The sequence below is a fragment of the Stenotrophomonas sp. STEN009 genome, assembly GCF_056760395.1.
In genome coordinates this window covers 62,436-83,638 of record NZ_JBRRES010000019.1, presented here as the reverse complement: position 1 = coordinate 83,638, position 21,203 = coordinate 62,436, and the positions used below count along the sequence as shown (strand labels likewise).

The following is a 21,203-nucleotide window of genomic DNA, read 5'->3' as shown; positions in this document are numbered from 1 at the left end:
CGGCTGCTTTCAGGTCAGTCCACGAAGCCGAGCGCAGGCTCGGCTCTACAAGGGCGGTCGGGTTGGGGTCGCGGGGGTATCCGCCCCAAGGATGGCGCGGCGAAGCCCCCAGGGACGGGTTCACGGCGGCCCCGCCAGTCCCACCTACCCGGCCAGCCCACAGTAGACCGACTTTCCGCAACCCACTTCACCGCCCACGAGGGGCTGTGCCGTTGGCTGCAGACTACGGCCACCAGCCGTGCCCGAACCGGGCGTAATGATCCGCCGCCCGCTCGAACGGGTTGCGCGCACTCACCCCGCCGCACAGCAGGTACACCGGCAGGTACAGCGGCCCCAGCACCAGATACTGGTAGACGTGCGCGCGCTCATGGTCGTCCAGCCGGATCAGCGGCTCCGCCCCCCACCCCGCCTGATGCGCATAGGTCCGGCACGGCATGGCCAGATCATGGCCGGTATGCAGGATCACGTTGCCCAGCGTGATCGCGCCGCCGGGCCCCCACGGCCAGCGATCGAACACCAGCGCGCACTCACGACCGCTCCAGCGCACCGTCGCACCGCCCAGCAGCCCGGCCAGGCCTCCGACCAGGCCGATCAGCGAATTGGGGACGGTCCAGGCTGCACCCAGCACCTGCAAGGCACGCAGCCAGATCGGCCGGACCATGGCAGGACGGTTCAATCGGCCTCGTTGGGAATCAGCAGCCACAGGATCAGATAGACCAGGATGCCGGGAAATGCCGCCGATGCCAGCGACACCAGTACGAAGACCACCCGCAGCAGCGTGGAATTCCAGCCGAAGCGATGCGCGATGCCGCCCATCACCCCGGCGATCATCCGGTCGTTCAGCGAGCGCGACAACGTGCGGGGCGTGGTACTCATGGCGGATCCTCCTGGCAGTGCATAAAGCAGTCGAACAGGACTCGACTCTACACCGCCCCCCTGTCTACGGCGTGCGTTGGCGCAGCGCCTGCAGCCGGGCGCTGAACCATGCGGCCGACGCCTGCTCCGGTTGCCCGGGGCACTGGATGCGGTAGGCCTTGCCGCTCATGCTGCTCTGGGTGGCCGCGCGTTCGATGAACTGCTCGGCGCTGTCCACCAGGTCCTTCTTCAGCAGGTAGTCGTACTTGCGCTGCAGGTGCGCGCGCGCACTGCTGCCGTCGTACCAGCGGCCGTTGCGCTGGAAACGGCACTGGGAGCCGTCCAGGCTGGAGATCAGCTGCGCGATTTCGCCGCGCGCTACGGGGCCCGGGGCCGCAGGGGCCCATGCAGGGGTCAGCAGCAGCGCTGCAACCAGCAGTGATTTGTGCGACAGCATCCTTGGCTCCAGCCCGTCCAGAGCGCCTGAGACTAGCCCTTCCCGTCCCGAGCCTTCAACCAGCCATCAATCGTAGCTGGCACTTCGCGCTGCGCCCGTCCGGACACGTAGATTCCAATATGCCCCCCGCGGAAACTGGACTCGGTGTAGTCCTCCGTGCCCAGGCGCCCCCGCATCGCGCGCGACGCATCCGGTGGCACCAGATGGTCTTGCTCGGCATAGATGTTCAGCACGGGCAGGGTCACCTGCGACAGATCCACGGCTTCCTCGCCGATCCGCACCGTACCGTTCACCAGCGCGTTGTCCTGGTAGAACTGCTTGATGAAGTCGCGGAATGCCTCGCCCGCCAGATCCGGCGAATCGAAGATCCATTTCTCCATGCGCAGGAAATCCTCCAGCGCGGCCTTGTCATCGAGGATGTCCAGCAGGCCCACGTACTTCTGCACGTTCAGGCGGAACGGCTTGAGCATCAGGTAACTGGCATTCATCAGGTCGGCCGGGATGTTGCCCAGCGTGTCCACCAGCAGGTCCACATCCACCTGCCGTGCCCAGTGCGAGAGCATGTTGTCGGCGGTGTGGAAATCAACCGGCGTCACCATGGTGATCAGCTTGCCCAGCTTCTGCCGGCGCAGCGCCGCATAGCACAGCGCGAACACACCGCCCTGGCAGATGCCGAGCAGGTCCACCGGGCCGCCGCTGCGCGCGCGCAGGGCATCCACCGCGCCCTCGATGTAGCGCAGCAGGTAGTCCTCCAGCGTCTGGAACCGCTCGGATCGATCCGGGTAGCCCCAGTCCAGCACGTACACGTCCTGCCCCAGTGCCAGCAGCTTCTGCACCAGCGAGCGATCGGCCTGCAGGTCAACCATGTAGGGGCGGTTGACCAGTGCGTAGACGATCAGCAGCGGCGTCCGCCGGGTCGGTGCCTGTTCGCCGACGAAGCGATAGAGCACCACCTTGCCATCACGCCAGACTTCCTCGCGGGCGGTCACCCCGTAATCGACATCTTCCACCTGTGGCAGCAGCTTCAGCCCTTCCATCAGCTTGCGCTGCATGGCCAGGGTCTCCTGCATCAGGTCATCGGCATTGAAGCCCAGAGGTCCCTTCATCGGTCATGTTTTCCGCGAGGAAGTACGGGATGTCGCCTTCCTGGCTGGCGCACGCTTTGCAGCAGCCTTCTTGACTGCAGCCTTCTTGACTGCAGCCTTCTTGACTGCAGCCTTCTTGACTGCCGCCTTCGGCGTTGGCGCCGCCTTCTTCGCGGCCGCCCTGCGAGTGCCAGGCTTCACCCTGGCCGGGGCCGGCTGTGCGGCCGGATCCACCGTCGCCGTACCCGCCAGCACCGTCACCTGCGCCTGCAGGCGACGCAGGCTGCGCTCCAGCTCGGCAATGCGACGGTGCGCGGCATCCATTTCGGAACGGGTCGGCAGGCCGATCCGCTCGCTTACCTGCTCCACTTCGCGCTGCAGCCCAGCGCGCAGGCGCATCTGTGCGTTGCCGAGGTCGGCATAGACCTGCTGGAACGGCTCGGACAGGGCCACCTTGGCGTAAGCCTCTTCGGCCGCCTCGATCCACAGGTCGAACATCGCCCGCGCGCTGGTCAACTGGCTGCCGGGCTGCTCATGCTGGGCCAGCCGCTGCTCGAACAGGTCGAAGGCCTCGTCCAGCGCCTGCCGGATCTGTTCGACATAGGCGCGCGACTGCTGCTGGTAATCCTCCTGCGCGCGCAGCAGGGCCTGCCAGCGCGCCTGGTGTTCACGGCCGGGACCGAAGGCGGGGCTCTGCAGCCACGGGCCCGCCTGCAGCTGCCATTGCTGCAGCCAGTTGGCGAACTCCGGCAACGAACCGCCGGCCTGGGTGCTGCCGCGCGCGCCCTGCAGCATCCATTGCAGCAGGCCATCCCCCTGGCCCTGCACTGCCTCACGCCAGGCCTGTGCCACTTCTGCGCTGCTGGCATCGCGACCGGCGAAGCGGCTGGCGACCTCCTGCATCGTGCCGTACCAGCTGCCCGCCTGCTCGCGGAACCGGCGCACCGCGTCCTCCGGCGCTCCCGGCCCCTGCTCGGGCAGCATCTGGCTCCAGCCGTCAAACAGGCGCTGCCAGTTGCCGGCATCGCCGCTGCCCGGCGCACCGGCGGCGGAGGCATGGCGCAGGGCATCGCCCCAAGCCCCGAAATACTGCCGGGCCAGAGTCTCGAAATCGCTGCTGCCGGCGTCATGGGCCGAACTGGTCATCGCATGCCTCCGCAGGATGCCGTCATGGCTTGGGAATACGCAGGGTCTTGCTGATCATCAGCGACCCGGACAGGGCGAACAGCAGCACCATCGGATGCAACTGCCACGGACCCAGCTGCCATTGGCCAAGCCAGATGTCCGGGCCGATCGCGTCGGTACCCGCCGCGATCGCCAGCACGATCACCAGCACCAGGCTGGTCGGGATCGGGGTGCCCTCGAAAAACTTCACCTTGCCCTCGTCGCCGGCCAGCGCCTCGGCAGTCACGTTGTAGCGGGCCAGACGGCTGACGCCACAGCAGACGAAGTAGCTCAGCACCAGCCAGTCCCACCCGCCCTGCATGCCACAGGCATAGGCCAGCGCGGCCGGGGCCACGCCGAAGGAGATCACGTCGGACAGCGAATCCAGCTCGCGGCCCAGCGTCGAACTGGATTTGCGCCAGCGCGCGATGCGGCCGTCCAGCGCGTCGAAGATGAAGGCCAGCGGGATCAACGCCATGCCGAACAGCAGGTAGCCACGCTCGCCATCCTGCAGGAAGCGCATGGCGGCGAACACCGCGCCGGTGCCGCAGAAGGCGTTGGCCAGGGTGAACCAGTCCGCCAGCTGGAACTCGCGCAGCATCGAGAAGTGACGTTTCATGAAGTCTCACGGGGCATCAAGGGCCACAGGTTACCGCGAGCGCAGCCGCTGGCGACAGCACGGCCCGCGTTCCCCCTTCACCGGTCGCTCACGCATCGTCACCAGCGGTGAATTTTTCGCCACCCATCTTGACAGCCTAGGGGGGTGGCGCCTGTCGAGGCTTATCCACAAAGTTGCCCACGCGTAATCCACACCCCCTGTGGACAACCCGTTCTCACCGACTGCGACGGTGGACATTTGCTCATCACTTCTGGCGGGGTTTCCGCCCTTCCCAAGCCGGCTCTCTGGCGCTATGGTCAGCGGCGGACCCGCCGTCGCCACGTCCTGATCCCCTCACCGGACGATGCCGATGCTGGACGCAGCCACCCTGGCCGCTCAACTGCGGATGCCCCATGGCGACCACGCCCTGGACGTGGCCGACGCGATGAACCGCAGCAATGGCGGGCTCAACCAGGCCGCCATCCGCCTGCTCGCGACCGCTGCAGGCGAGAGCGTGCTGGAAATCGGCCCGGGCAATGGCGCGTTCGCGCCCCTGCTGCTGCAAGCGGCCAACAGCCGCTACCTCGGTATCGAACTGTCCACCGCCATGGTTGCGGCCGGCAACCAGCGACTGGCCTCGACCGGCCTGGGTGATCGCGCGGAACTGCGCCATGGCGACGCCCACGCCCTGCCCGTCACCGATGCCTGCGTGGACGCGGCGCTGAGCGTAAACACCCTCTACTTCTGGCCGAACCTGGCGCCGGTGCTGGACGAACTGGCGCGGGTGCTGCGCCCTGGCGGCCGCCTGTGCCTGGCGTTCGGCGATGCCACTTTCATGCGCGGTCTGCCGTTTGCCTCGACCTTCCACCTGCACGAACTGGAGGCGGTGGAACGCGCGCTGCGGATCTCGGGCTTCCGTGTTTCGGCCTGGCGGGCACACCGTGAAACCGCGGAAGGCAACGATGGCCAGCAGCGCGAGAAGCACTTCCATTTGCTGCTGGCGCACCGGCAGTGATCGTTTTCCGTCGGGGATGGCCCGGCGCTACCTCAAGGATGCCGGCCCGGTAGCGCCGGGCCATGCCCGGCGAGCGCAGCGGCCAGGCGCTCAGCCGGCAATCCGGCGCCGCCAACCGGCGAAGCAGAACAGCTGCAGCACCAGCATCATCACCAGTCCCAGCGGCCAGGCCCACCACAGTCCCGCCAGGCCATGCCGCGCATGCAGCCAAGCCGCCAGCGGCAGTTCCAGCAGCACGATGGCCGCCATTCCGAGCAGCGCCGGCCACACGACCGTGCCGCTGCCGCGCATCACGCCCACCAGCACCGAGGCGCCGCCCATTGCCAGCACGCCCCAGGCCACCGTGCGCAGCTGCTCTGTAGCCAGCGCGCGTACGTCCGGTGCGTCCAGGATCAGGCCGACCAGCCACGGTGCCGACAGCATCACCAGCCCCACCACCGCAGCCAGCAGCCCGCCCCCCAGCCACGCACCGGTGCGGGCGATCGCAGGCAGCCGCGCCACGCGCCCTGCGCCCATCGCGTGCGCAGCCAGTACAGTGGCGGTGATGCCCAGCGACATCGCCGGCAGCTGCACCCAGCTCATCAGCTGGTTGACCGCGCCATAGGCGGCGGTCGCCAGGTAACCGTGCCGGTTGATCCAGCCCAGCAGTACGATTTCGGCAACGGCCAGGCTGAGCATCTGCAGCGACGACGGCACCCCGATCCGCAACATTGATCGCGCCGTGCCCGCATCCACGCGCACCGCACGCAGCAGATCACGATCGGGTGCCAGCGGATGCCCCTGTCGGCGCCAGCGCCACGACAGCCAGGCCAACGCCAGCGTGGAAGCCAGCACCGCGGAGAATGCGGCGCTGGCCGCTCCCATCCTCGGCAGGCCTGCAGCACCGACGATCAGCAAGGGTGCACACAGCAGGCCGATCAAGGTGGCGATCAGCAACGCGTGCAGCGGCGACATCGCATCGCCCACCGCGCGGCTGACCGACGTTGCCAGCCAGAGCAGGAAGATCACCGGCACGCCGCTCAGCATGATGCGCGCGTAGGCGATGGCCTCACCCAGGATCGGCGCCGGTGTGCCGAGCGCCTGCAGCAGCTGCGGTGCGAACAGGTTGCCGACCACCATCACCAGCAACGACACCGCCAGCATCAGTGCGATCGCCGTTCCGGCGACCCGCCGCACCCGCACCACATCACCGCACCCCCACGCCTGCCCGATCAGCACCGTGGCGCCCGTAGCCAGGCCCATTGCCAGGGCCAGCAACAGGAAGAACATCGGAAACACCGCTGCCGCTGCGGCCACCGCATGTGCACCGAGCAGGTGGCCGAGGTAGATGTTGTCGAGCGTCCCGGAGGCCAGCTGCAGAGCGTTGGTCAACAGCATCGGCAGCAACAACCCGAGATAGGCGCGCCACAGGGGGGGCGACACAGGCGCTGCGGACAGTGATGGGGGATTCATGGGCACTCCATGGGCAAAGCGTTGCCCTGCCCGGCCAAGGGGCCAGCAGGAGACGCAGGTGGGAGGAGTAACGGCCCGCGGTCAGCGCGGCCGCTTGCATCTGCGGGGCGGCAGGTCAGTCGTCGGTGCTGCCGGCAGGTTCGTCGAAGGCCAGACGCAAAGCATGGCTGCGTACGTCGACAGGCCAGCTTTCCAGCACAGCCTGCAGGCGCGCGCGGTCGTGCGCGAACAGCGCACGCGTGGCTTCCTCGAAGCCGGGCAGATCGCCGCCGATGGTCTGCAGGAAGTGATACGCGCGTTCGGCGTTGCGGCGCTGCCGGTCCAGATCGGCACCGGCCCGGCTGGCCGCTTCCACCAGCCGCCGCAGCGCCACCGAGGCGCCGCCCGGCTGTCCGGCCAACCAGGTCCAATGACGCGGGAGCAGCGTGACCTCGCGTGCAACCACGCCCAGTTTCGGTCGCCCGCGCCCGCGCGCCACCACCGGTTCATCGGTGGCCGCCGTCTGCACATCGGCGTCCGGGAGTGATGCCGGGAAGGCTTGGGCGATACGCGCCAGCAGCTGCGCGACGCTGCCACGCGTATCGAAATCCCGGGTCAGGCCGGTGGCGTTGTCGAACACCAGCAGCGGGCCGGCAGCCGCATCGGCACGCAGCTGCCTGAGCGCCAGCGCGGCGACGTCCGGCGTACCGGAAGCGACAAGTCGATGACCGTCGAAGCAGCTGAACGGCGGAAGGGGAGCGTTGGACATGGCACGGGCACCGGGGCGATGCGGAAATATTACCCGGGCAATTTTATGGCGTCAATATCACCCGGGTATTAATCCGTACTGCCTCGACGCAGTTCACAGCCGGCTGAACGACCAGCTCTGCATGCGTCCGTCCTTGTACGGCATCACCCCGTGGAATGGACGCGGATCCGCGTCGAACACCAGCGGCAGGAAATTGCGGTCGCCCTCCCACATCGGCAGCGTGTCGAGCTTGTCCAGGTCAACCCACTCCAGCGTGCCCTCATGGTTACCGCCGTGCGGGCTGCCTTCAAAGCCGTCGATCACGAACACGAACCCGAACCAGTCCTCACCGTGCTTGCCGAAACCCGGCCAGCTGATGGTGCCGCGCAGACGCATCGAGGTACACGCGATGCCGGCTTCCTCTGCGATTTCGCGGCGCATGCCGGCTGCCACGTCCTCGCTCGGCTCGATCTTGCCCCCCAGGCCGTTGTACTTGCCCAGATGGTGGTCGCCGGGGCGGGTATTGCGATGGATCATCAGCACCTGGCGCCCGTCGGGCGAAAGCACATAGCCCAGGGTGGCGACGATCGGGGTATACGGCATGGCGGCATCCGGCGGCAGGTCAGCCCCGGATTATGGCCGATCAGCGCACCAGCGACAGGCGACGCTCGCCATCGGCTGCCGCGCTGCCGTCCGGATCGCGACGCAGGGTGGCCACGCCATGGCCACGCTCGGCCAGGTATTCCAGCCACTTGCCGAGGAAGGTGTTCATCCGCATGCGGTGGCTGATCAGTTCGGCCGGCGGCGGATACAGCCCCATGGTGTCCTGCCAGCGGCGGCCGACGTAGCAATGGGTGGTTTCAGCCTGGCGTGCGTCGCGGTACAGGCGCACATAGGCCGACGGGTCCGGCTCGCCGGTCACCGGGTCGGCCAGGTCGTAGGTCAGGCGCAGTTCGACGGTGTAGCGATGGCACTCGATCACGTCCAGACGCACATCCAGGCCATCACCCACCGAAGAGATGTAGCTGCCCGCAACCAGCTCGGCCGGTGCGAACAGACGCACCAGGTGCCGGTAGTTTTCCGCATACAGGCCCATGAGCCAGCTCAGCCGGCTCAGGCGGGGAATGCGTTCGGTGCGGGGCAAGGCTCGGGCCATGGGTCGATCCTACACGTTGGTGGTTCAACGTGGGGGCTGTTCAAGCCGCAGCCAACCCACCGGCCGCGATCGTCCGTGTGCATCCACGCGCTGACAGGTAGCGCTGGGCCAGGCCCGGCGAGCGCGCAGCGCAGCCATCCAGCGTGGCCCGGCATCGCCGGCGCCGCCGGGAGAGGATCAGTACATTTCGCGCTGCAGCCCCAGCGTGCCCAGCACCTTGCTGGAGATTTCCTCGATGGAGGTGTGCGTGGTGCTCAGGGTCGGAATCCTCTCCATGCGGAACATGGTCTCGGCCGCCGCCACTTCGCGCCGGCAGGTTTCCAGATTGGCGTAGCGTGAGTTCGGCCGGCGCTCCTGGCGGATCTGCTGCAGCCTGTCCGGGTCGATGGTCAGGCCGAACAGCTTCCGCCGGTAGTTGCGCAGCCGCGCAGGCAGGCGGTCGCTTTCCAGGTCTTCATCGGTCAGCGGGTAGTTGGCTGCGCGCACCCCGTAGTGCAGGGCCAGGTAGATGCAGGTCGGGGTCTTGCCGGCCCGCGACACCGCCACCAGGATCACGTCGGCATCGTCATAGTTCACCGCGATGCCGTCGTCGTGGGTCAAGGCGAAGTTCATCGCATTGATGCGGCGGTGGTAGGTGTCGAAATCGACCATGCCGTGGGCCTGGCCGACCCGGGCCAGGCGCGGGCTGGACAGTTCCCGCTCCAGCGGCTCGATGAACGGCGCGAACACGTCCAGCATCAGCGCCCCGCTGTCGGCCAGGATCAGGCTCAGGCTCTGGTCCACGCAGGAGTTCACCACGATCGGCCGGACCTGGTAGCGCTCCCCCGCCGCCTGGATCCGGGCACAGGCTTCACGGGCCTTTTCGGGGTCATCGACGAACGACATGCGATCGGTAATGAAGCTGAACCCGGAGAACTGGGTCAGCAGGCTATGTCCAATGGTTTCAGCGGTGATACCGGTTCCATCGGAAACATAGAACACCGGGCGGATGGTCGACATGCGCGCTTTTACCCCCTACGAAGCCTAAAAAGGCCGCCAGCACAAGCTTGTGCCGACGGTACTCTGCCCGGCATCATATCGGCTTCTTCCTACGGACGCGGCCATTACAGCCCGCCTCGGGCGATGGCCAAACGGAGCATCGCGCTTGAACGAGAACATCCTGTGGTTGCACGAACTGCGTCTGGCCGACCTGGCCCGCGTAGGCGGCAAGAATTCGTCGCTGGGCGAGATGATCGGCAATCTGGCCGGTCTGGGCGTGTCGGTGCCGGGCGGTTATGCCACCACCGCTGAAGCCTTCAAGGACTTCATCGCGCACAACGATCTGTCCAAGCGCATCTTCGACAAGCTGGCCACGCTGGACGTCGAGGACGTTACCGCGCTGACCGCGGCTGGCAAGGAAATCCGTGGCTGGGTCATCGACGCTCCGCTGCAGCCGCAGCTGGACCAGGACATCCGGACCGCGTACGCCAAGCTGAGCGCCGAGAACGGCGGCGGCGACGTGGCCGTGGCGGTGCGCTCTTCGGCCACCGCCGAAGATCTGCCCGACGCCTCGTTCGCCGGCCAGCAGGAAACCTTCCTCAACGTCACCGGTGCCGACGATGTCGTGCACAAGGTCAAGGAAGTGTTCGCTTCGCTGTACAACGACCGCGCCATCGCCTACCGCGTGCACCACGGCTTCAAGCATGAGGACGTGTTCCTGTCCGCCGGCGTGCAGCTGATGGTGCGCTCGGGCGTGGGTTCCTCCGGCGTGCTGTTCACCCTGGATACCGAATCGGGCTTCCGCGACGTGGTGTTCGTCACCTCGTCCTTCGGCCTGGGCGAAATGGTCGTGCAGGGCGCGGTCAACCCGGACGAGTACTACGTCTACAAGCCCACCCTGCAGGCCGGCAAGCCGGCGATCCTGCGCCGCTCGCTCGGCAGCAAGGCGATCCGCATGGTGTACTCGGACGTTCCCGGCGAGCGCGTCAGGATCGAGGACACTCCGGCCGAACTGCGCAACACCTTCTCGATCAGCGACGAGGACGTGCAGGAACTGGCCAAGCAGGCGCTGGTGATCGAAAAGCACTACGGCCGCCCGATGGATATCGAGTGGGCCAAGGACGGTGTCAGCGGCAAGCTGTTCATCGTGCAGGCGCGCCCGGAGACGGTGAAGTCGCGCAGCCACGCCACCCAGATCGAGCGCTTCGCGCTGACCGAAAAGGGCGGCAACGTGCTGGCCGAAGGCCGTGCCGTGGGCGCCAAGATCGGTTCGGGCGTGGCCCGCGTGGTGAAGACGCTGGACGACATGAACCGCGTGCAGCCGGGCGACGTGCTGATTGCCGACATGACCGATCCCGATTGGGAGCCGGTGATGAAGCGCGCTTCGGCCATCGTCACCAACCGCGGTGGCCGTACCTGCCACGCCGCGATCATCGCCCGCGAGCTGGGCGTACCGGCCGTGGTCGGCTCGGGCAACGCCACCAAGGTCATCGAAGACGGCCAGCTGGTCACCGTCAGCTGCGCTGAAGGCGATACCGGCTTCATCTACGAAGGCAAGCTCGGCTTTGAGCGCACCACCACCGATCTGGGCAACATGCCGCCGGCTCCGCTGAAGATCATGATGAACGTGGCCAACCCGGAACGTGCCTTCGACTTCGGCCAGCTGCCGAACGCCGGCATCGGCCTGGCGCGCCTGGAAATGATCATCGCCAGCCACATCGGCATCCACCCGAACGCGCTGCTGGAGTACGACCGCCAGGACGCGGCAACGAAGAAGAAGATCGACGAGAAGATCGCCGGCTACGGTGACCCGGTCAGCTTCTACGTGGACCGCCTGGCCGAGGGCATCGCCACCCTCACCGCGTCGGTCGCGCCGAACCCGGTGATCGTGCGCCTGTCGGACTTCAAGTCCAACGAGTACGCCAACCTGATCGGCGGCAGCAACTACGAGCCGCACGAAGAGAACCCGATGATCGGCTTCCGCGGCGCCAGCCGTTATGTCGATCCGAGCTTCTCGGCTGCCTTCGCGCTGGAGTGCAAGGCCGTACTGCGCGTGCGCAACGAAATGGGCCTGGACAACCTCTGGGTCATGATTCCGTTCGTGCGCACGCTGGAAGAAGGCCGCAAGGTGGTGGAAGTCCTCGCCCAGAACGGCCTGAAGCAGGGCGAGAACGGCCTGAAGATCATCATGATGTGCGAAGTGCCGTCCAACGCACTGCTCGCCGATGAGTTCCTGGAAATCTTCGACGGCTTCTCGATCGGCTCCAACGACCTGACCCAGCTCACCCTGGGCCTGGACCGCGACTCGTCGATCGTCGCCCATCTGTTCGACGAACGTAACCCGGCAGTGAAGAAGCTGCTGTCGATGGCGATCAAGTCGGCACGGGCCAAGGGCAAGTACGTCGGCATCTGTGGCCAAGGCCCGTCCGATCACCCGGACCTGGCCGAATGGCTGATGCAGGAAGGCATTGAATCGGTGTCGCTGAACCCGGACACCGTGGTCGATACCTGGCTGCGCCTGGCCAAGCTGAAGGCCAGCGCATGATGCGTTGAAGGCTGCAGGCTGACGTCGTTTTCATCGACGTCCGCCCATACTGCTGCTGCATGCAAGCCCCGCCTCTGCGGGGCTTGCTGTTTCTGGCGTGCGCGCACGCCCTGCCCTGGGCAACTCCCTTTCGCAGCAGAGGACCACCCGCATGATCGCCGCCGCACCCGCTACGCCCGCCACGTCATCCTGGTTCCACACCTTGGACTGGGAGCGACTGCTGGAAACCTATGGCGTGCCACTGCTGGCCGCCATCGTGGTGCTGCTGGTCGGCCTGTGGGTGGCACGCCGCCTGTCCAACGCGATGCCGCGCGCGACCGCGCGAATGGGCGCCGACCCGATGCTGGGCAGCTTCCTGCGCAACGTGGTGTATGCGGCGTCGCTGGTGATCGTGGTGGTGCTGGCCATCGGCACGCTTGGCGTAAAGATCACCCCGCTGCTGGCCGTGCTCGGTACTGCAGGCCTGGCCGTCGGCCTGGCGCTGAAGGATTCGCTGTCCAACATCGCTTCAGGCGTGATGCTGGTGACCCTGCGCCCGTTCCGCGTGGGCGATGTGGTGACGGTCGCCGGCCAGACCGGCACGGTACGCGAAGTGCGCATTTTCCAGACCGTCATCACCGGCGCTGACAACCAGCACACCACCATTCCGAACACCCTGATCACCGCGGCGCCGATCATCAACCTCACGGCCGAACCGACCCGTCGCGTCGAGCTGGTGGTCGGCATCGGCTACGACGACGACATCCAGCTGGCGCGCGACACCGCCCTCGCGCTGATGAAAGCCGACCCGCGCGTACTTCAGACGCCGGTGCCGGACGTGGTGGTCTACGAGCTGGGCGCGCATGCGATCAATCTGGGCATCCGCTGCTATGTGAAGTCGGCCGACTGGTTCGGCACGAAGGTGACGCTGCTCGAGCAGATCAAGCTGGGCTACGACAAGGCTGGCATCAACATTCCTTATCCGCAGCAGGACATGCATCTGTACCTGCACGGCAAGGACGGTGGCGTGGTCGAGGCCGACGCGCTGGTGCGCGACACGCCCTGACCGCCGCGCCTCATCCCGCGCTGCGCGCTCGCCGGGGGGGGGGCCCCGCCCGCCCCCGCACCCCCCCCCCCCGGCGCGGGGGGGGCCCCCCCCCCCCCCCGGCGGATGCGGAATCAGGCAGCGACGCTCTTTTCCAGCGTCGGGTAATCGGTGAAGCCCACCGCCCCGCCTCCGAAGAACGTCGCGCGGTCCGGCAGGTTCAGTTCCGAACCTTGGCGCAGCCGCTCCGGCAGGTCCGGGTTGGCGATGAACGGCCGGCCGAAGCCGATCAGGTCAGCCCAGCCTTCGGCCAGTGCCTGCTCGGCGCGCTCGGCGGTGTACTTGCCGGCGTAGATCAGTGTTCCCGAATAGACCATGCGCAGCGCCTGCTTGAATGCCAGCGGCATCGGTGGTGCGTCGTCCCAGTCGGCTTCGGCGATGTGCAGGTAGCCCACGCCCAGCCCACCCAGCAGATGCGCGGCCGCCAGATAGGTGGCCTGCGGCGTATCGTCCACCGCCCCCTGCAGCGTGGTCAGCGGCGCCAGGCGCACCCCCACCCGGTCGCCACCCGCCACCTCAACCACCGCCCGCGTCACCTCACGCAGGAAGCGCAGCCGGTTCTGCAGCGCGCCACCATAGCCATCGGTGCGCTGGTTGGCCTGCGAATCGATGAACTGGTTGATGAGATAGCCATTGGCCCCATGCAGCTCGACCCCGTCGAAGCCCGCCGCCAGTGCATTGCGTGCCGCCTGCGCGTAGTCCTCGACGATGCCAGGAATCTCGTCCTCGCGCAGGGCGCGCGGCATCGAGTGCTGGATCATCTCGCCGACGCCTGCCTCCGGGCCGGCACCGGTCGGATCAACGAACACCTTCACGCCTTCGGCCAGCAGTGCCGACGACGACACCGGCGCCTCACCGTTCGGCTGCAGGGCAATATGCGAAACGCGGCCCACGTGCCACAGCTGCGCATAGATGCGTCCGCCCGCCGCGTGTACCGCATCGGTGACCTGGCGCCACCCCTGTACCTGTTGCGGACTGTGGATGCCCGGGGTCCAGGCATAACCCTGGCCCTGCGGGCTGATCTGGGTGCCTTCGCTGATGATCAGGCCGGCGCCGGCACGTTGCGCGTAGTACGCCGCCATTTCGGCGGTGGCAACATTACCGTGGGCCGCACGCGAACGGGTCATCGGCGGCATCACGATGCGGTTGGGCAGGGTCAGTGCGCCCAGGCGGTGGGGAGTGAACAGCATGTCGGCCATCTCTTGCGGGGGAGTGCCGCAAAGAATGGGGATGGCGCCCGCCGGGCAACAGGCACGGACTGGCAAAACAGTTGTTCCGCCGGGGCAATGATAGGCTCGCCCGAGGTCTCGCCCGGGGTCAGATCCCTTTGCACGGCAGAGGGATCTGCCCCCGACACCGGTTAGAGCGTCGGCTCGATCAGGGCGCCGCCATGCGCCACGCGGTCATAGCAGGTGCGCACTACATCCTCACCGTACTTGCGCTCCAGCCGGCGCACGATGAAATGCCCGCGTGCCATGTCCTGGTAGTAGTCGGTGAACATGGTGTTGAGCGTGGCGCCGGCGGCAGCACCCACGATGGGGACCGCCTGCGCGGCGAACTTCTCGGTCACCACCACACCGAAACGCGCGGCGACCTTCTCCACCAGCTTGGCCAACAGCTTGCCGGCCTCCTTCGGCGCCACGCCCAGGGTGAGGTCGCGGCCGGTCACCACGCGGCCGGCCAGCTCGGCCGACAGGTGGCGCATCACATCGGTGGTGAAGCCGCGGGCCAGGTAGTAGCCGGTCTCGCTGGCGTCGTCGCGCGGCGAATTGCCGCCCAGCGCGAACACCTCCAGACAGGCCTGGCGTGTGCTGAACTCGGACAGGTCGAAGCCTTCGCTGCGCGCCACATCGGCCACGGCGCGCATCATGATGGTGGTCGACACCGGCAGTTCGATGAACAACGCGGCAAAACCGAAGGCACCGCCGACCGCGCCGGACGTTGCGGCAGCCACCTTGTGCCAGCGGGTGGATGCGCCCTTGCCGGGTGAATTGTCCATGCTCCACAGCGCCGCCTGCGCGGATTTCGACAGCGCCGCCTGCACCGCGCCGTGGATGCGGCTGGACACCGACGTCGGCAGGGCCTTCACTGCGAACTCCAGCGGCGTGCCGACCAGGTTGGCCATGCGCGCGGTCAGGGTCGGCGCCTCCAGCAGTGCCACCGCCCGCTGCAGGTCGGACCAGTCGCGGGCGTCGTGGGCGATATCGCGCGGCAGCAGGATCGGCTCGTTCATGGGCCGATAGTAGCGCCACGCGGTTGAACGATGGGTAGCGCCGGGCCATGCCCGGCGTCGTCGTTCAGGCAATCGGCAACCCCGAAAGCGCGCCCATGAACCGGCGATAGTGGCGCAGCTCGTTGATCGAATCATGCACGTCGCTGAGTGCGGTATGGCTGCTGTTCTTGCCGACGCCAGCGGCCACGCCCGGCGCCCAGCGCCTGGCCAGTTCCTTCACCGTGGACACGTCCAGGTTGCGGTAGTGGAAGTACTTCTCCAGGCGCGGCATCTGCCGGTGCAGGAAGCGGCGATCCTGGCAGATCGAATTGCCGCACATCGGCGACAGGCCGGCCGGAATCCACTCCGCCAGGAAATTCACCGTCTGCGCCTCGGCCTGGGCAAGGGTCACGCTGCTGTCCAGAACGCGCTGCCACAGGCCGGAACGACGATGCTGGTTGCGGTTCCACTCGTCCATCGCCTCCAGCGTCTCCAGCGGATGATGGATGGCGAATTCCGGTCCTTCGGCCAGCACGTTGAGCTGGGCATCGGTCACTACGGTGGCGATCTCGATGATCGAATCGTTGTCGGTATCCAACCCGGTCATTTCCAGGTCGATCCAGATCAATCGCTCGTTGGCCGCGCCGTTCTCCACCATCGTGTCGTCTCGCTGCAGGGCTGGCCCGCGGGCCGCCGGGAAAGGAAAGGGGCGCCCATCATACCCTTTCGCTGCTCATCCCTCGTCCGTCGGGCCTTCCAGCAACAGGGGCGGCTTGCCGCGCTTGGCGCGGAAGTAGTTGGTCAGCCGCGTGCTCGCCTCCTTGGCCAGCACCCCGCCGTGGATCTCCACGCGGTGGTTGTGGCGCGCGTCGCCCAGCAGGTCGAACACGCTGCCACAGGCACCGGTCTTCGGGTCGCTGGCACCGTAGACCAGCCGCGACACGCGCGCATGCACGATTGCCATCGCGCACATCGCGCAGGGCTCCAGCGTCACGTACAGCGTGCTGCCCAACAGTCGATGGTTGGCCAGCGCCTTGCCGCCGGCACGCATCGCCACGATCTCGGCGTGCGCGCTGGGATCGTGCGAAGCGATATTGAGGTTCCAGCCCTCACCCAGCAGCTGGCCGTCGGCACCGACCAGCACCGCACCGACCGGGATCTCGTCGAACTCGCGCTGCGCGCGTTCGGCCAGCGCCAACGCATGGCGCATCCACTGTTCGTCGGCGTCGTGCACCGGTACACCCGGAGCGTCGGTCATGGCAGTTTCCGTGAGGCGGCAGAGCTCAGGCGCACAGTGTAACGCCGGGCTGCGCAGCGGATGCCAGAATGACATCATACTGTGCTGCCTGCCCGCTTCACGTTCCCGCCCATGACCACCCTGCGCCCCTCGCGCGCCGATGACGGTGCCGCACTCGTCGACCTGTGGCGCCGCGCCGTCGACGCCACCCACGACTTCCTCCGCCCTGAAGACCGCCTGGCCATCGATGCCGAAGTGGCTGGTTTCCTGCCCCGGGCGCCGACCACTGTGGCCGTGGATGCAGATGATCGTCCTCTGGGCTTCATGTTGATCGACGGGACGCATCTGGAAGCCTTGTTCATCGACCCGGACGTGCGCGGCACCGGCATTGGCCGCCAGCTGCTGCAGCACGCACTGGCCGTGCATCCGCAGCTGAGCACCGACGTCAATGCACAGAATGCGCAGGCAGTGGGGTTCTACCTGCGCATGGGCTTCATCGAGACCGGCCGCTCAGCGCTGGATTCGCAGGGCCGTCCGTATCCGCTGATCCATCTTCGGCACGCGGGCTGAACGCCCGCGATCAGTTGGTCGCTTCGAACGCCCGGGAGTAGCGCACCTCTCCCTGCGCCAGTGGCGGCTGCAGGCACAGCGCCTGGAAGTACTCGGCAGGAACGCCCGGCAGCACCAGCCCCGGCTCGGCGCGGAAGCCGAAACGACCGTAGTACTCCGGCTCGCCCAGCAACACGCAGCCTCGCGCGTGCTGCTGGCGAAGGGCCTCGATGGCCGCGCGCATCAATGCGGCACCGATGCCCTGCCCCTGTCGCTCCGGCAGCACCGAGATCGGGCCCAGGCCGTACCAGCCGCTGCTGCCGTCGGACACCGACACCGGCGACACGGCTACATGGCCGAGCAGCCGCTCTTCGTGCACCGCCAGCAGCGAAACCGACAGCTCGCCGCGGGCACGCAGTGCGTCAACGATGAACTGCTCGGTGTGGCTGCTGTGCTCGGCCGTGGCAAAGGCCGCGGCCGTCAGCGCATGGATGCCGTCAACGTCGGCGGGTGTTTCAGGACGGATGAGAAAGCTCACAGAGCACCTCGTTCAGTGCGGCAGACCCGGCCAGCGGGCCCGCAGAAAGTGAGAAGGTTCGATACGACGCGCGGACGACACTCTCCAACATGAAAAACCACGCTCGGCAGGCGCCTGCGTGCTGCAGGCGCGCGCACGTTATCCAGCCCCCTGCGGCGGGTCAATCTCGGCGCCAGCGCGACTGGGCGATAATCCAGCCTCCAGCAGCAGGAGGCAACGATGGACTGGGTCGTACAGGCGCGCGCATTGGCAAGCGAAGCCCATACCGGGCAACAGGACAAGGCCGGACGGCCCTACATCGAACATGTCGCGCGAGTGGCGGCCGCAATCCATGACGACGACACGGCGAAGGCGGCCGCGTGGCTGCACGACGTGGTGGAGGATTGCCCAGAGTACGCGCCCCGGCTGGCGGCCTTTCCGGCGCCGATCCGGGACATCGTGACCCTGCTCAACCGGCACAGCGCTGCCGACGCCCAGCATTACTACGCAGGCATCCGCCAGCACCCACGGGCATTGAAGGTGAAGCTGGCCGACATCGCCGACAACGCCCATCCACGCCGGTTGCTGCAGCTGCCGCCGGAGGTGGCCAACCGCCTGCGTGGCAAGTACGCCGCCGCATTGGCCGCCCTCGGTAGCCGCAGCGCATCCACGGACGTGCCGGACCCGGCAGCCGCCCGCCTGCTGTCGTTGATGGAGGCGGCGCGCACGCTGGTTCAGCTGGCTGACGAGGCCGGTGCAGGCGCTCCTGCCAACTGCGACGATTCCCCCACGCAGGCGCAGGCGCTGATCAGGGTGCGTGACATCGTGCTTGCCGAACTCGAAGCGCAGATGACGCCGGAAGCGTTCCTTCTCTGGAGCGACATGTACGTGCTGGCCTGACCCGCCTCGGGGCGCGGTCGGCACCACCTGCCAAACGCTGATTCTTGGCAGCGGGCGATGCCCCTGCTGCGGTGCAGCAGTACAATAGCCTGCTCCCCGCCCCCTGCGTCCCCGCATGAGCCCCAATTCCTCCCTGGCCGCGCAGCTGACGCCCCGCCAGCGCACCCTGATCATCCTCGCCCTGTCGCTCGGCGGCTTTGCCATCGGTACCAGCGAGTTCGCCAGCATGGGCCTGATGCTGGAAATCAGTCGTGGCCTGTCGATCACCGAAACACAGGTCGGCCATCTCATCAGCGCCTACGCCATCGGCGTGGTGGTCGGTGCACCGGTCCTGGCGTTCGTCGGCGCCAGCTTCCCGCGCCGTCGCCTGCTGCTGGCGCTGATGGGCTTCTATGCAGTCGGCAATCTGGCCAGCGCGCTGGCACCGAACTACGCCACCATGCTCATCGCGCGCTTCGTCGCGGGCCTTCCGCATGGCGCTTACTTTGGCGTGGCGATGCTGGTAGCGGCGGCGATCAGCCCGGCCGGCCAGCGCGGCCAGGCGATGTCGCGCGTGCTGCTCGGCCTGTCCATCGCCATCCTGATCGGCAACCCGCTCACCACCTGGCTGGGCCAGCAACTGAGCTGGCGTACGGCGTTTGCGCTGGTCACCCTGCTGGCCATTGCCACCGTTGCGATGATCGCGCGCTTCCTGCTGCCCGACCCGGAGGAGGTGCGCACCTCGCCGATGCGCGAGCTGCGCGCCTTCAACACCACGCAGGTATGGCTGGCACTGGCCATCGGTGCGGTCGGATTCGCCGGCATGTTCTGTGTGTTCACCTATCTTGCGCCGACCCTGGTGCAGGTGACCGGGGTTGCCGAATCGTGGATGCCGCTCGCCGTGGGTGTGTTCGGCATCGGCGCCATCATCGGCAACATCGCCGGCGGCTGGCTGGTGGACAGATTCCACTTCAAGGCCGCCGCGCTGGTACTGGCGTGGTCGATCGTGATGCTGCTGCTGTATCCGCTGGCTGCGCAGTCGGTGTGGACCATCGGCCCGATGATCATCACCGTGGGCACCATGGGTGCGCTTGCCGCCGTACTGCAGACCCGCCTGATGGATGTGGCGGGGGAAGCGCAGACGCTGGCTGCGGCCTCCAACCATGCCGCGTTCAACACCGCCAACGCGCTGGGGCCGTGGCTGGGTGGCATGGCCATCAGCGCCGGCTTCAGTCCCGCCACCACCGGCTATGTCGGCGCAGCCACGGCCTTCGGTGGCCTGCTGCTGTGGTGCGTAGCGGTGATGCTGGAAAAGAACCGCGCACGCACGGTCGCCCGCAGTCACTGACACTGCTGTCCTGCGGCCGTCCCGCAGCGCCGCACGCGGCAGGCAGGCCTGCGGCGGCCGCCGACGGGACTACACATGGCGTGGATATCCGTTCGGGCAGACTTCGATCAACACCCCCTGGTCGATCGTCCGGACCGCAATGCCTCCCCGCCGTGCCCCTGCCCACCATGACGCGGTCGCCCTGCAGGCCGGCGTGCTGGGCAGTGTGCTGGGTATCGCGCTGTTCAAGGCGTCCGCTCTGTCAGCCATTGCTGCAGGGTCACTGATGACCATCGGCCTGTGGCTGCTCACCTGCATCCTGCTGGCGGCCTGGGCCCTGGCCGCCTGCCTGGCCTGCCTGGCCTTGAGCCGACGGGTCTTCATGCTGATGCTGGCGCTGTCCGCACTGTTCATGATCTGCGTCGCGTAGCCCGCAGATGCCACAACCGCAGAGTATCGCCACACTTGTTACTGAATAACAAGTGCAGGCAGACCGATTGCGTCGGCACGGGGTCACATTATTGAATTAGGCACCCCCTCTTTCCAGGATGCCGTCCATGCCGATCTGCTCCGCCCCCGCCGCGCTGCGCGCCTCGGTCTATGCCGTCATGCTTGCCTCGCTCGCTGCCTGCGCCACCTATGACGACACGGCCATGCATTCGGGCTGCCAGGAGTCACCGCACCTGAAGGACCTGCCGCCGCAGGTCGCCGCACGCGAAAGCCGCTGCAACAAGAGTCTTGAAGTCTGGTCCAGCGAGCGCAAGGGCGATGACAAGCCATTGGATCTGAGCGGCAAGAAGAAGGACCTCTGAAGGAAGGAGCTCTGACGGTGGAGTATCTTGATCCGGTCGATGCACGCAGCTGACTGCGCCGTCACGGATGGCAGGCGAGGATGCGGACGTGTACTACTCGCGAGTGGTTATGTCCCACCCTGTCATCCGCGCTTTCGAAGCCGTCTTCAACCTGTCCGGTGGCGTTGAACGCATCACCGCGCTCACCGTCACCTGCCACCATTGCGCGGAGACCACCTCCGCCAGTGAGGACACACTGCTGCAGCTGCCAGGCGGTGCCCTGTTCCGCTGCGAGCGTTGCGGCTGCCACCAGCCGATCAGCCACGCGCGTGTTTCGGAGTGGCGGCTCTCGTCGCTGCTGGGGGTATGAGGCGATGGAGCTGACTGCAGCGCAGATCAGGATCCTGCAGGACATCGCCGACGCGCAGCCGGTGCGCGGTGACGCTGCGACCTGGGCAGTGAATGCGGGCTTTGCGGTGCAGGCCGAGGATGCGGACATCGACCTGACGCCGGCAGGCCGGCACGCCCTGGCCGGGCAACCAGGCCAGGAGCCAGGCTAGCCGCTGCGGTTGCCC

At 67.3% G+C, this 21,203-nt stretch carries 26 protein-coding genes; 10 read left to right on the top strand and 16 right to left on the bottom strand.

The window, feature by feature from the left end; all coding sequences use genetic code 11:
- Positions 1-223: 223 nt before the first annotated feature.
- The 6 genes from ACVOMM_RS10925 to ACVOMM_RS10900 all read right to left on the bottom strand — a co-directional run bounded on the left by ACVOMM_RS10925 (position 224) and on the right by ACVOMM_RS10900 (position 4,180).
- Positions 224-661 carry a hypothetical protein gene (locus ACVOMM_RS10925; RefSeq protein WP_053517890.1) on the bottom strand — a complete coding sequence of 146 codons (438 nt, stop codon included), beginning with the start codon at positions 659-661 and terminating at the stop codon, positions 224-226.
- Positions 662-672: 11 nt separating this feature from the next.
- The gene (locus ACVOMM_RS10920) at positions 673-876 is read right to left on the bottom strand and encodes a PspC domain-containing protein (RefSeq protein ID WP_053517889.1); all 204 of its coding nucleotides are present in this window, start codon (positions 874-876) and stop codon (positions 673-675) included.
- Positions 877-940: 64 nt separating this feature from the next.
- A complete protein-coding gene (locus ACVOMM_RS10915) occupies positions 941-1,312 on the bottom strand; it encodes a YfeK family protein (RefSeq protein ID WP_053517888.1) in 372 nt (123 codons plus the stop codon).
- Between the two features lie 32 nt (positions 1,313-1,344).
- Positions 1,345-2,418: a class III poly(R)-hydroxyalkanoic acid synthase subunit PhaC gene (locus ACVOMM_RS10910; protein ID WP_053517887.1), complete on the bottom strand. Its 1,074-nt coding sequence runs from the start codon at positions 2,416-2,418 to the stop codon at positions 1,345-1,347.
- Between the two features lie 3 nt (positions 2,419-2,421).
- Positions 2,422-3,543, bottom strand: a complete 1,122-nt coding sequence (gene phaE, locus ACVOMM_RS10905; RefSeq protein ID WP_481526234.1) for a class III poly(R)-hydroxyalkanoic acid synthase subunit PhaE — start codon at positions 3,541-3,543, stop codon at positions 2,422-2,424.
- A 22-nt stretch (positions 3,544-3,565) separates the two neighbouring features.
- Complete coding sequence (locus ACVOMM_RS10900; protein WP_053517884.1) at positions 3,566-4,180, bottom strand: CDP-alcohol phosphatidyltransferase family protein; 615 nt, start codon at positions 4,178-4,180, stop codon at positions 3,566-3,568.
- 343 nt (positions 4,181-4,523) lie between these two features.
- Between ACVOMM_RS10900 and ACVOMM_RS10895 the strand changes: the two genes are divergently transcribed.
- Positions 4,524-5,174: a class I SAM-dependent methyltransferase gene (locus tag ACVOMM_RS10895; RefSeq protein ID WP_065182725.1), complete on the top strand. Its 651-nt coding sequence runs from the start codon at positions 4,524-4,526 to the stop codon at positions 5,172-5,174.
- A 90-nt stretch (positions 5,175-5,264) separates the two neighbouring features.
- Here ACVOMM_RS10895 and ACVOMM_RS10890 read toward each other — a convergent pair whose 3' ends face one another.
- The 5 genes from ACVOMM_RS10890 to ppsR form a co-directional block, all read right to left on the bottom strand.
- Positions 5,265-6,626: an MATE family efflux transporter gene (locus ACVOMM_RS10890; protein WP_481526233.1), complete on the bottom strand. Its 1,362-nt coding sequence runs from the start codon at positions 6,624-6,626 to the stop codon at positions 5,265-5,267.
- 115 nt (positions 6,627-6,741) lie between these two features.
- Positions 6,742-7,374, bottom strand: coding sequence for a DUF2239 family protein (locus tag ACVOMM_RS10885; protein ID WP_481526232.1), 633 nt, complete (start codon positions 7,372-7,374; stop codon positions 6,742-6,744).
- Between the two features lie 93 nt (positions 7,375-7,467).
- Positions 7,468-7,956 (bottom strand): NUDIX hydrolase, encoded by a 489-nt coding sequence (locus tag ACVOMM_RS10880; protein WP_053517878.1) that lies wholly within the window; start codon positions 7,954-7,956, stop codon positions 7,468-7,470.
- Positions 7,957-7,996: 40 nt separating this feature from the next.
- Complete coding sequence (locus tag ACVOMM_RS10875; RefSeq protein WP_053517876.1) at positions 7,997-8,509, bottom strand: DUF1249 domain-containing protein; 513 nt, start codon at positions 8,507-8,509, stop codon at positions 7,997-7,999.
- Positions 8,510-8,686: 177 nt separating this feature from the next.
- Positions 8,687-9,508, bottom strand: coding sequence for a posphoenolpyruvate synthetase regulatory kinase/phosphorylase PpsR (ppsR, locus tag ACVOMM_RS10870; protein ID WP_053517875.1), 822 nt, complete (start codon positions 9,506-9,508; stop codon positions 8,687-8,689).
- Positions 9,509-9,653: 145 nt separating this feature from the next.
- Between ppsR and ppsA the strand changes: the two genes are divergently transcribed.
- Positions 9,654-12,032 (top strand): phosphoenolpyruvate synthase, encoded by a 2,379-nt coding sequence (gene ppsA, locus ACVOMM_RS10865; RefSeq protein WP_053517874.1) that lies wholly within the window; start codon positions 9,654-9,656, stop codon positions 12,030-12,032.
- A gap of 151 nt (positions 12,033-12,183) precedes the next feature.
- Entirely contained in the window at positions 12,184-13,077 is an 894-nt protein-coding gene (locus tag ACVOMM_RS10860; protein ID WP_481526231.1) for a mechanosensitive ion channel family protein, read from the top strand.
- Positions 13,078-13,190: 113 nt separating this feature from the next.
- On the opposite strand, the gene ACVOMM_RS10855 is transcribed toward ACVOMM_RS10860, so the two are convergent.
- From ACVOMM_RS10855 to tadA, 4 genes are all read right to left on the bottom strand, one after another.
- Positions 13,191-14,306, bottom strand: a complete 1,116-nt coding sequence (locus tag ACVOMM_RS10855; protein ID WP_481526230.1) for an alkene reductase — start codon at positions 14,304-14,306, stop codon at positions 13,191-13,193.
- A gap of 170 nt (positions 14,307-14,476) precedes the next feature.
- Positions 14,477-15,349, bottom strand: coding sequence for an EcsC family protein (locus ACVOMM_RS10850; protein WP_053517871.1), 873 nt, complete (start codon positions 15,347-15,349; stop codon positions 14,477-14,479).
- 64 nt (positions 15,350-15,413) lie between these two features.
- A complete protein-coding gene (orn, locus tag ACVOMM_RS10845; RefSeq protein WP_368866048.1) occupies positions 15,414-15,986 on the bottom strand; it encodes an oligoribonuclease in 573 nt (190 codons plus the stop codon).
- 75 nt (positions 15,987-16,061) lie between these two features.
- The gene (gene tadA, locus ACVOMM_RS10840; protein WP_481526229.1) at positions 16,062-16,586 is read right to left on the bottom strand and encodes a tRNA adenosine(34) deaminase TadA; all 525 of its coding nucleotides are present in this window, start codon (positions 16,584-16,586) and stop codon (positions 16,062-16,064) included.
- Between the two features lie 111 nt (positions 16,587-16,697).
- On the opposite strand from tadA, the gene ACVOMM_RS10835 reads away from it, so the two are divergent.
- On the top strand, positions 16,698-17,135 hold the full coding sequence (locus ACVOMM_RS10835) for an acetyltransferase (protein ID WP_481526228.1): 438 nt from the start codon (positions 16,698-16,700) through the stop codon (positions 17,133-17,135).
- Positions 17,136-17,145: 10 nt separating this feature from the next.
- Here ACVOMM_RS10835 and ACVOMM_RS10830 read toward each other — a convergent pair whose 3' ends face one another.
- A complete protein-coding gene (locus ACVOMM_RS10830; RefSeq protein ID WP_279942427.1) occupies positions 17,146-17,652 on the bottom strand; it encodes a GNAT family N-acetyltransferase in 507 nt (168 codons plus the stop codon).
- Between the two features lie 219 nt (positions 17,653-17,871).
- Between ACVOMM_RS10830 and ACVOMM_RS10825 the strand changes: the two genes are divergently transcribed.
- The 6 genes from ACVOMM_RS10825 (at position 17,872) to ACVOMM_RS10800 (ending at position 21,188) form a co-directional block, all read left to right on the top strand.
- Entirely contained in the window at positions 17,872-18,531 is a 660-nt protein-coding gene (locus ACVOMM_RS10825) for an HD domain-containing protein (RefSeq protein ID WP_279942428.1), read from the top strand.
- Positions 18,532-18,646: 115 nt separating this feature from the next.
- A complete protein-coding gene (locus ACVOMM_RS10820) occupies positions 18,647-19,858 on the top strand; it encodes an MFS transporter (RefSeq protein ID WP_053517900.1) in 1,212 nt (403 codons plus the stop codon).
- A 139-nt stretch (positions 19,859-19,997) separates the two neighbouring features.
- Complete coding sequence (locus tag ACVOMM_RS10815; RefSeq protein WP_481526227.1) at positions 19,998-20,267, top strand: hypothetical protein; 270 nt, start codon at positions 19,998-20,000, stop codon at positions 20,265-20,267.
- A 127-nt stretch (positions 20,268-20,394) separates the two neighbouring features.
- Entirely contained in the window at positions 20,395-20,649 is a 255-nt protein-coding gene (locus tag ACVOMM_RS10810; RefSeq protein WP_481526226.1) for a hypothetical protein, read from the top strand.
- A gap of 109 nt (positions 20,650-20,758) precedes the next feature.
- Positions 20,759-20,998 (top strand): hypothetical protein, encoded by a 240-nt coding sequence (locus ACVOMM_RS10805; protein ID WP_481526225.1) that lies wholly within the window; start codon positions 20,759-20,761, stop codon positions 20,996-20,998.
- 4 nt (positions 20,999-21,002) lie between these two features.
- Positions 21,003-21,188: a hypothetical protein gene (locus ACVOMM_RS10800; protein WP_111187042.1), complete on the top strand. Its 186-nt coding sequence runs from the start codon at positions 21,003-21,005 to the stop codon at positions 21,186-21,188.
- Positions 21,189-21,203: the final 15 nt, after the last annotated feature.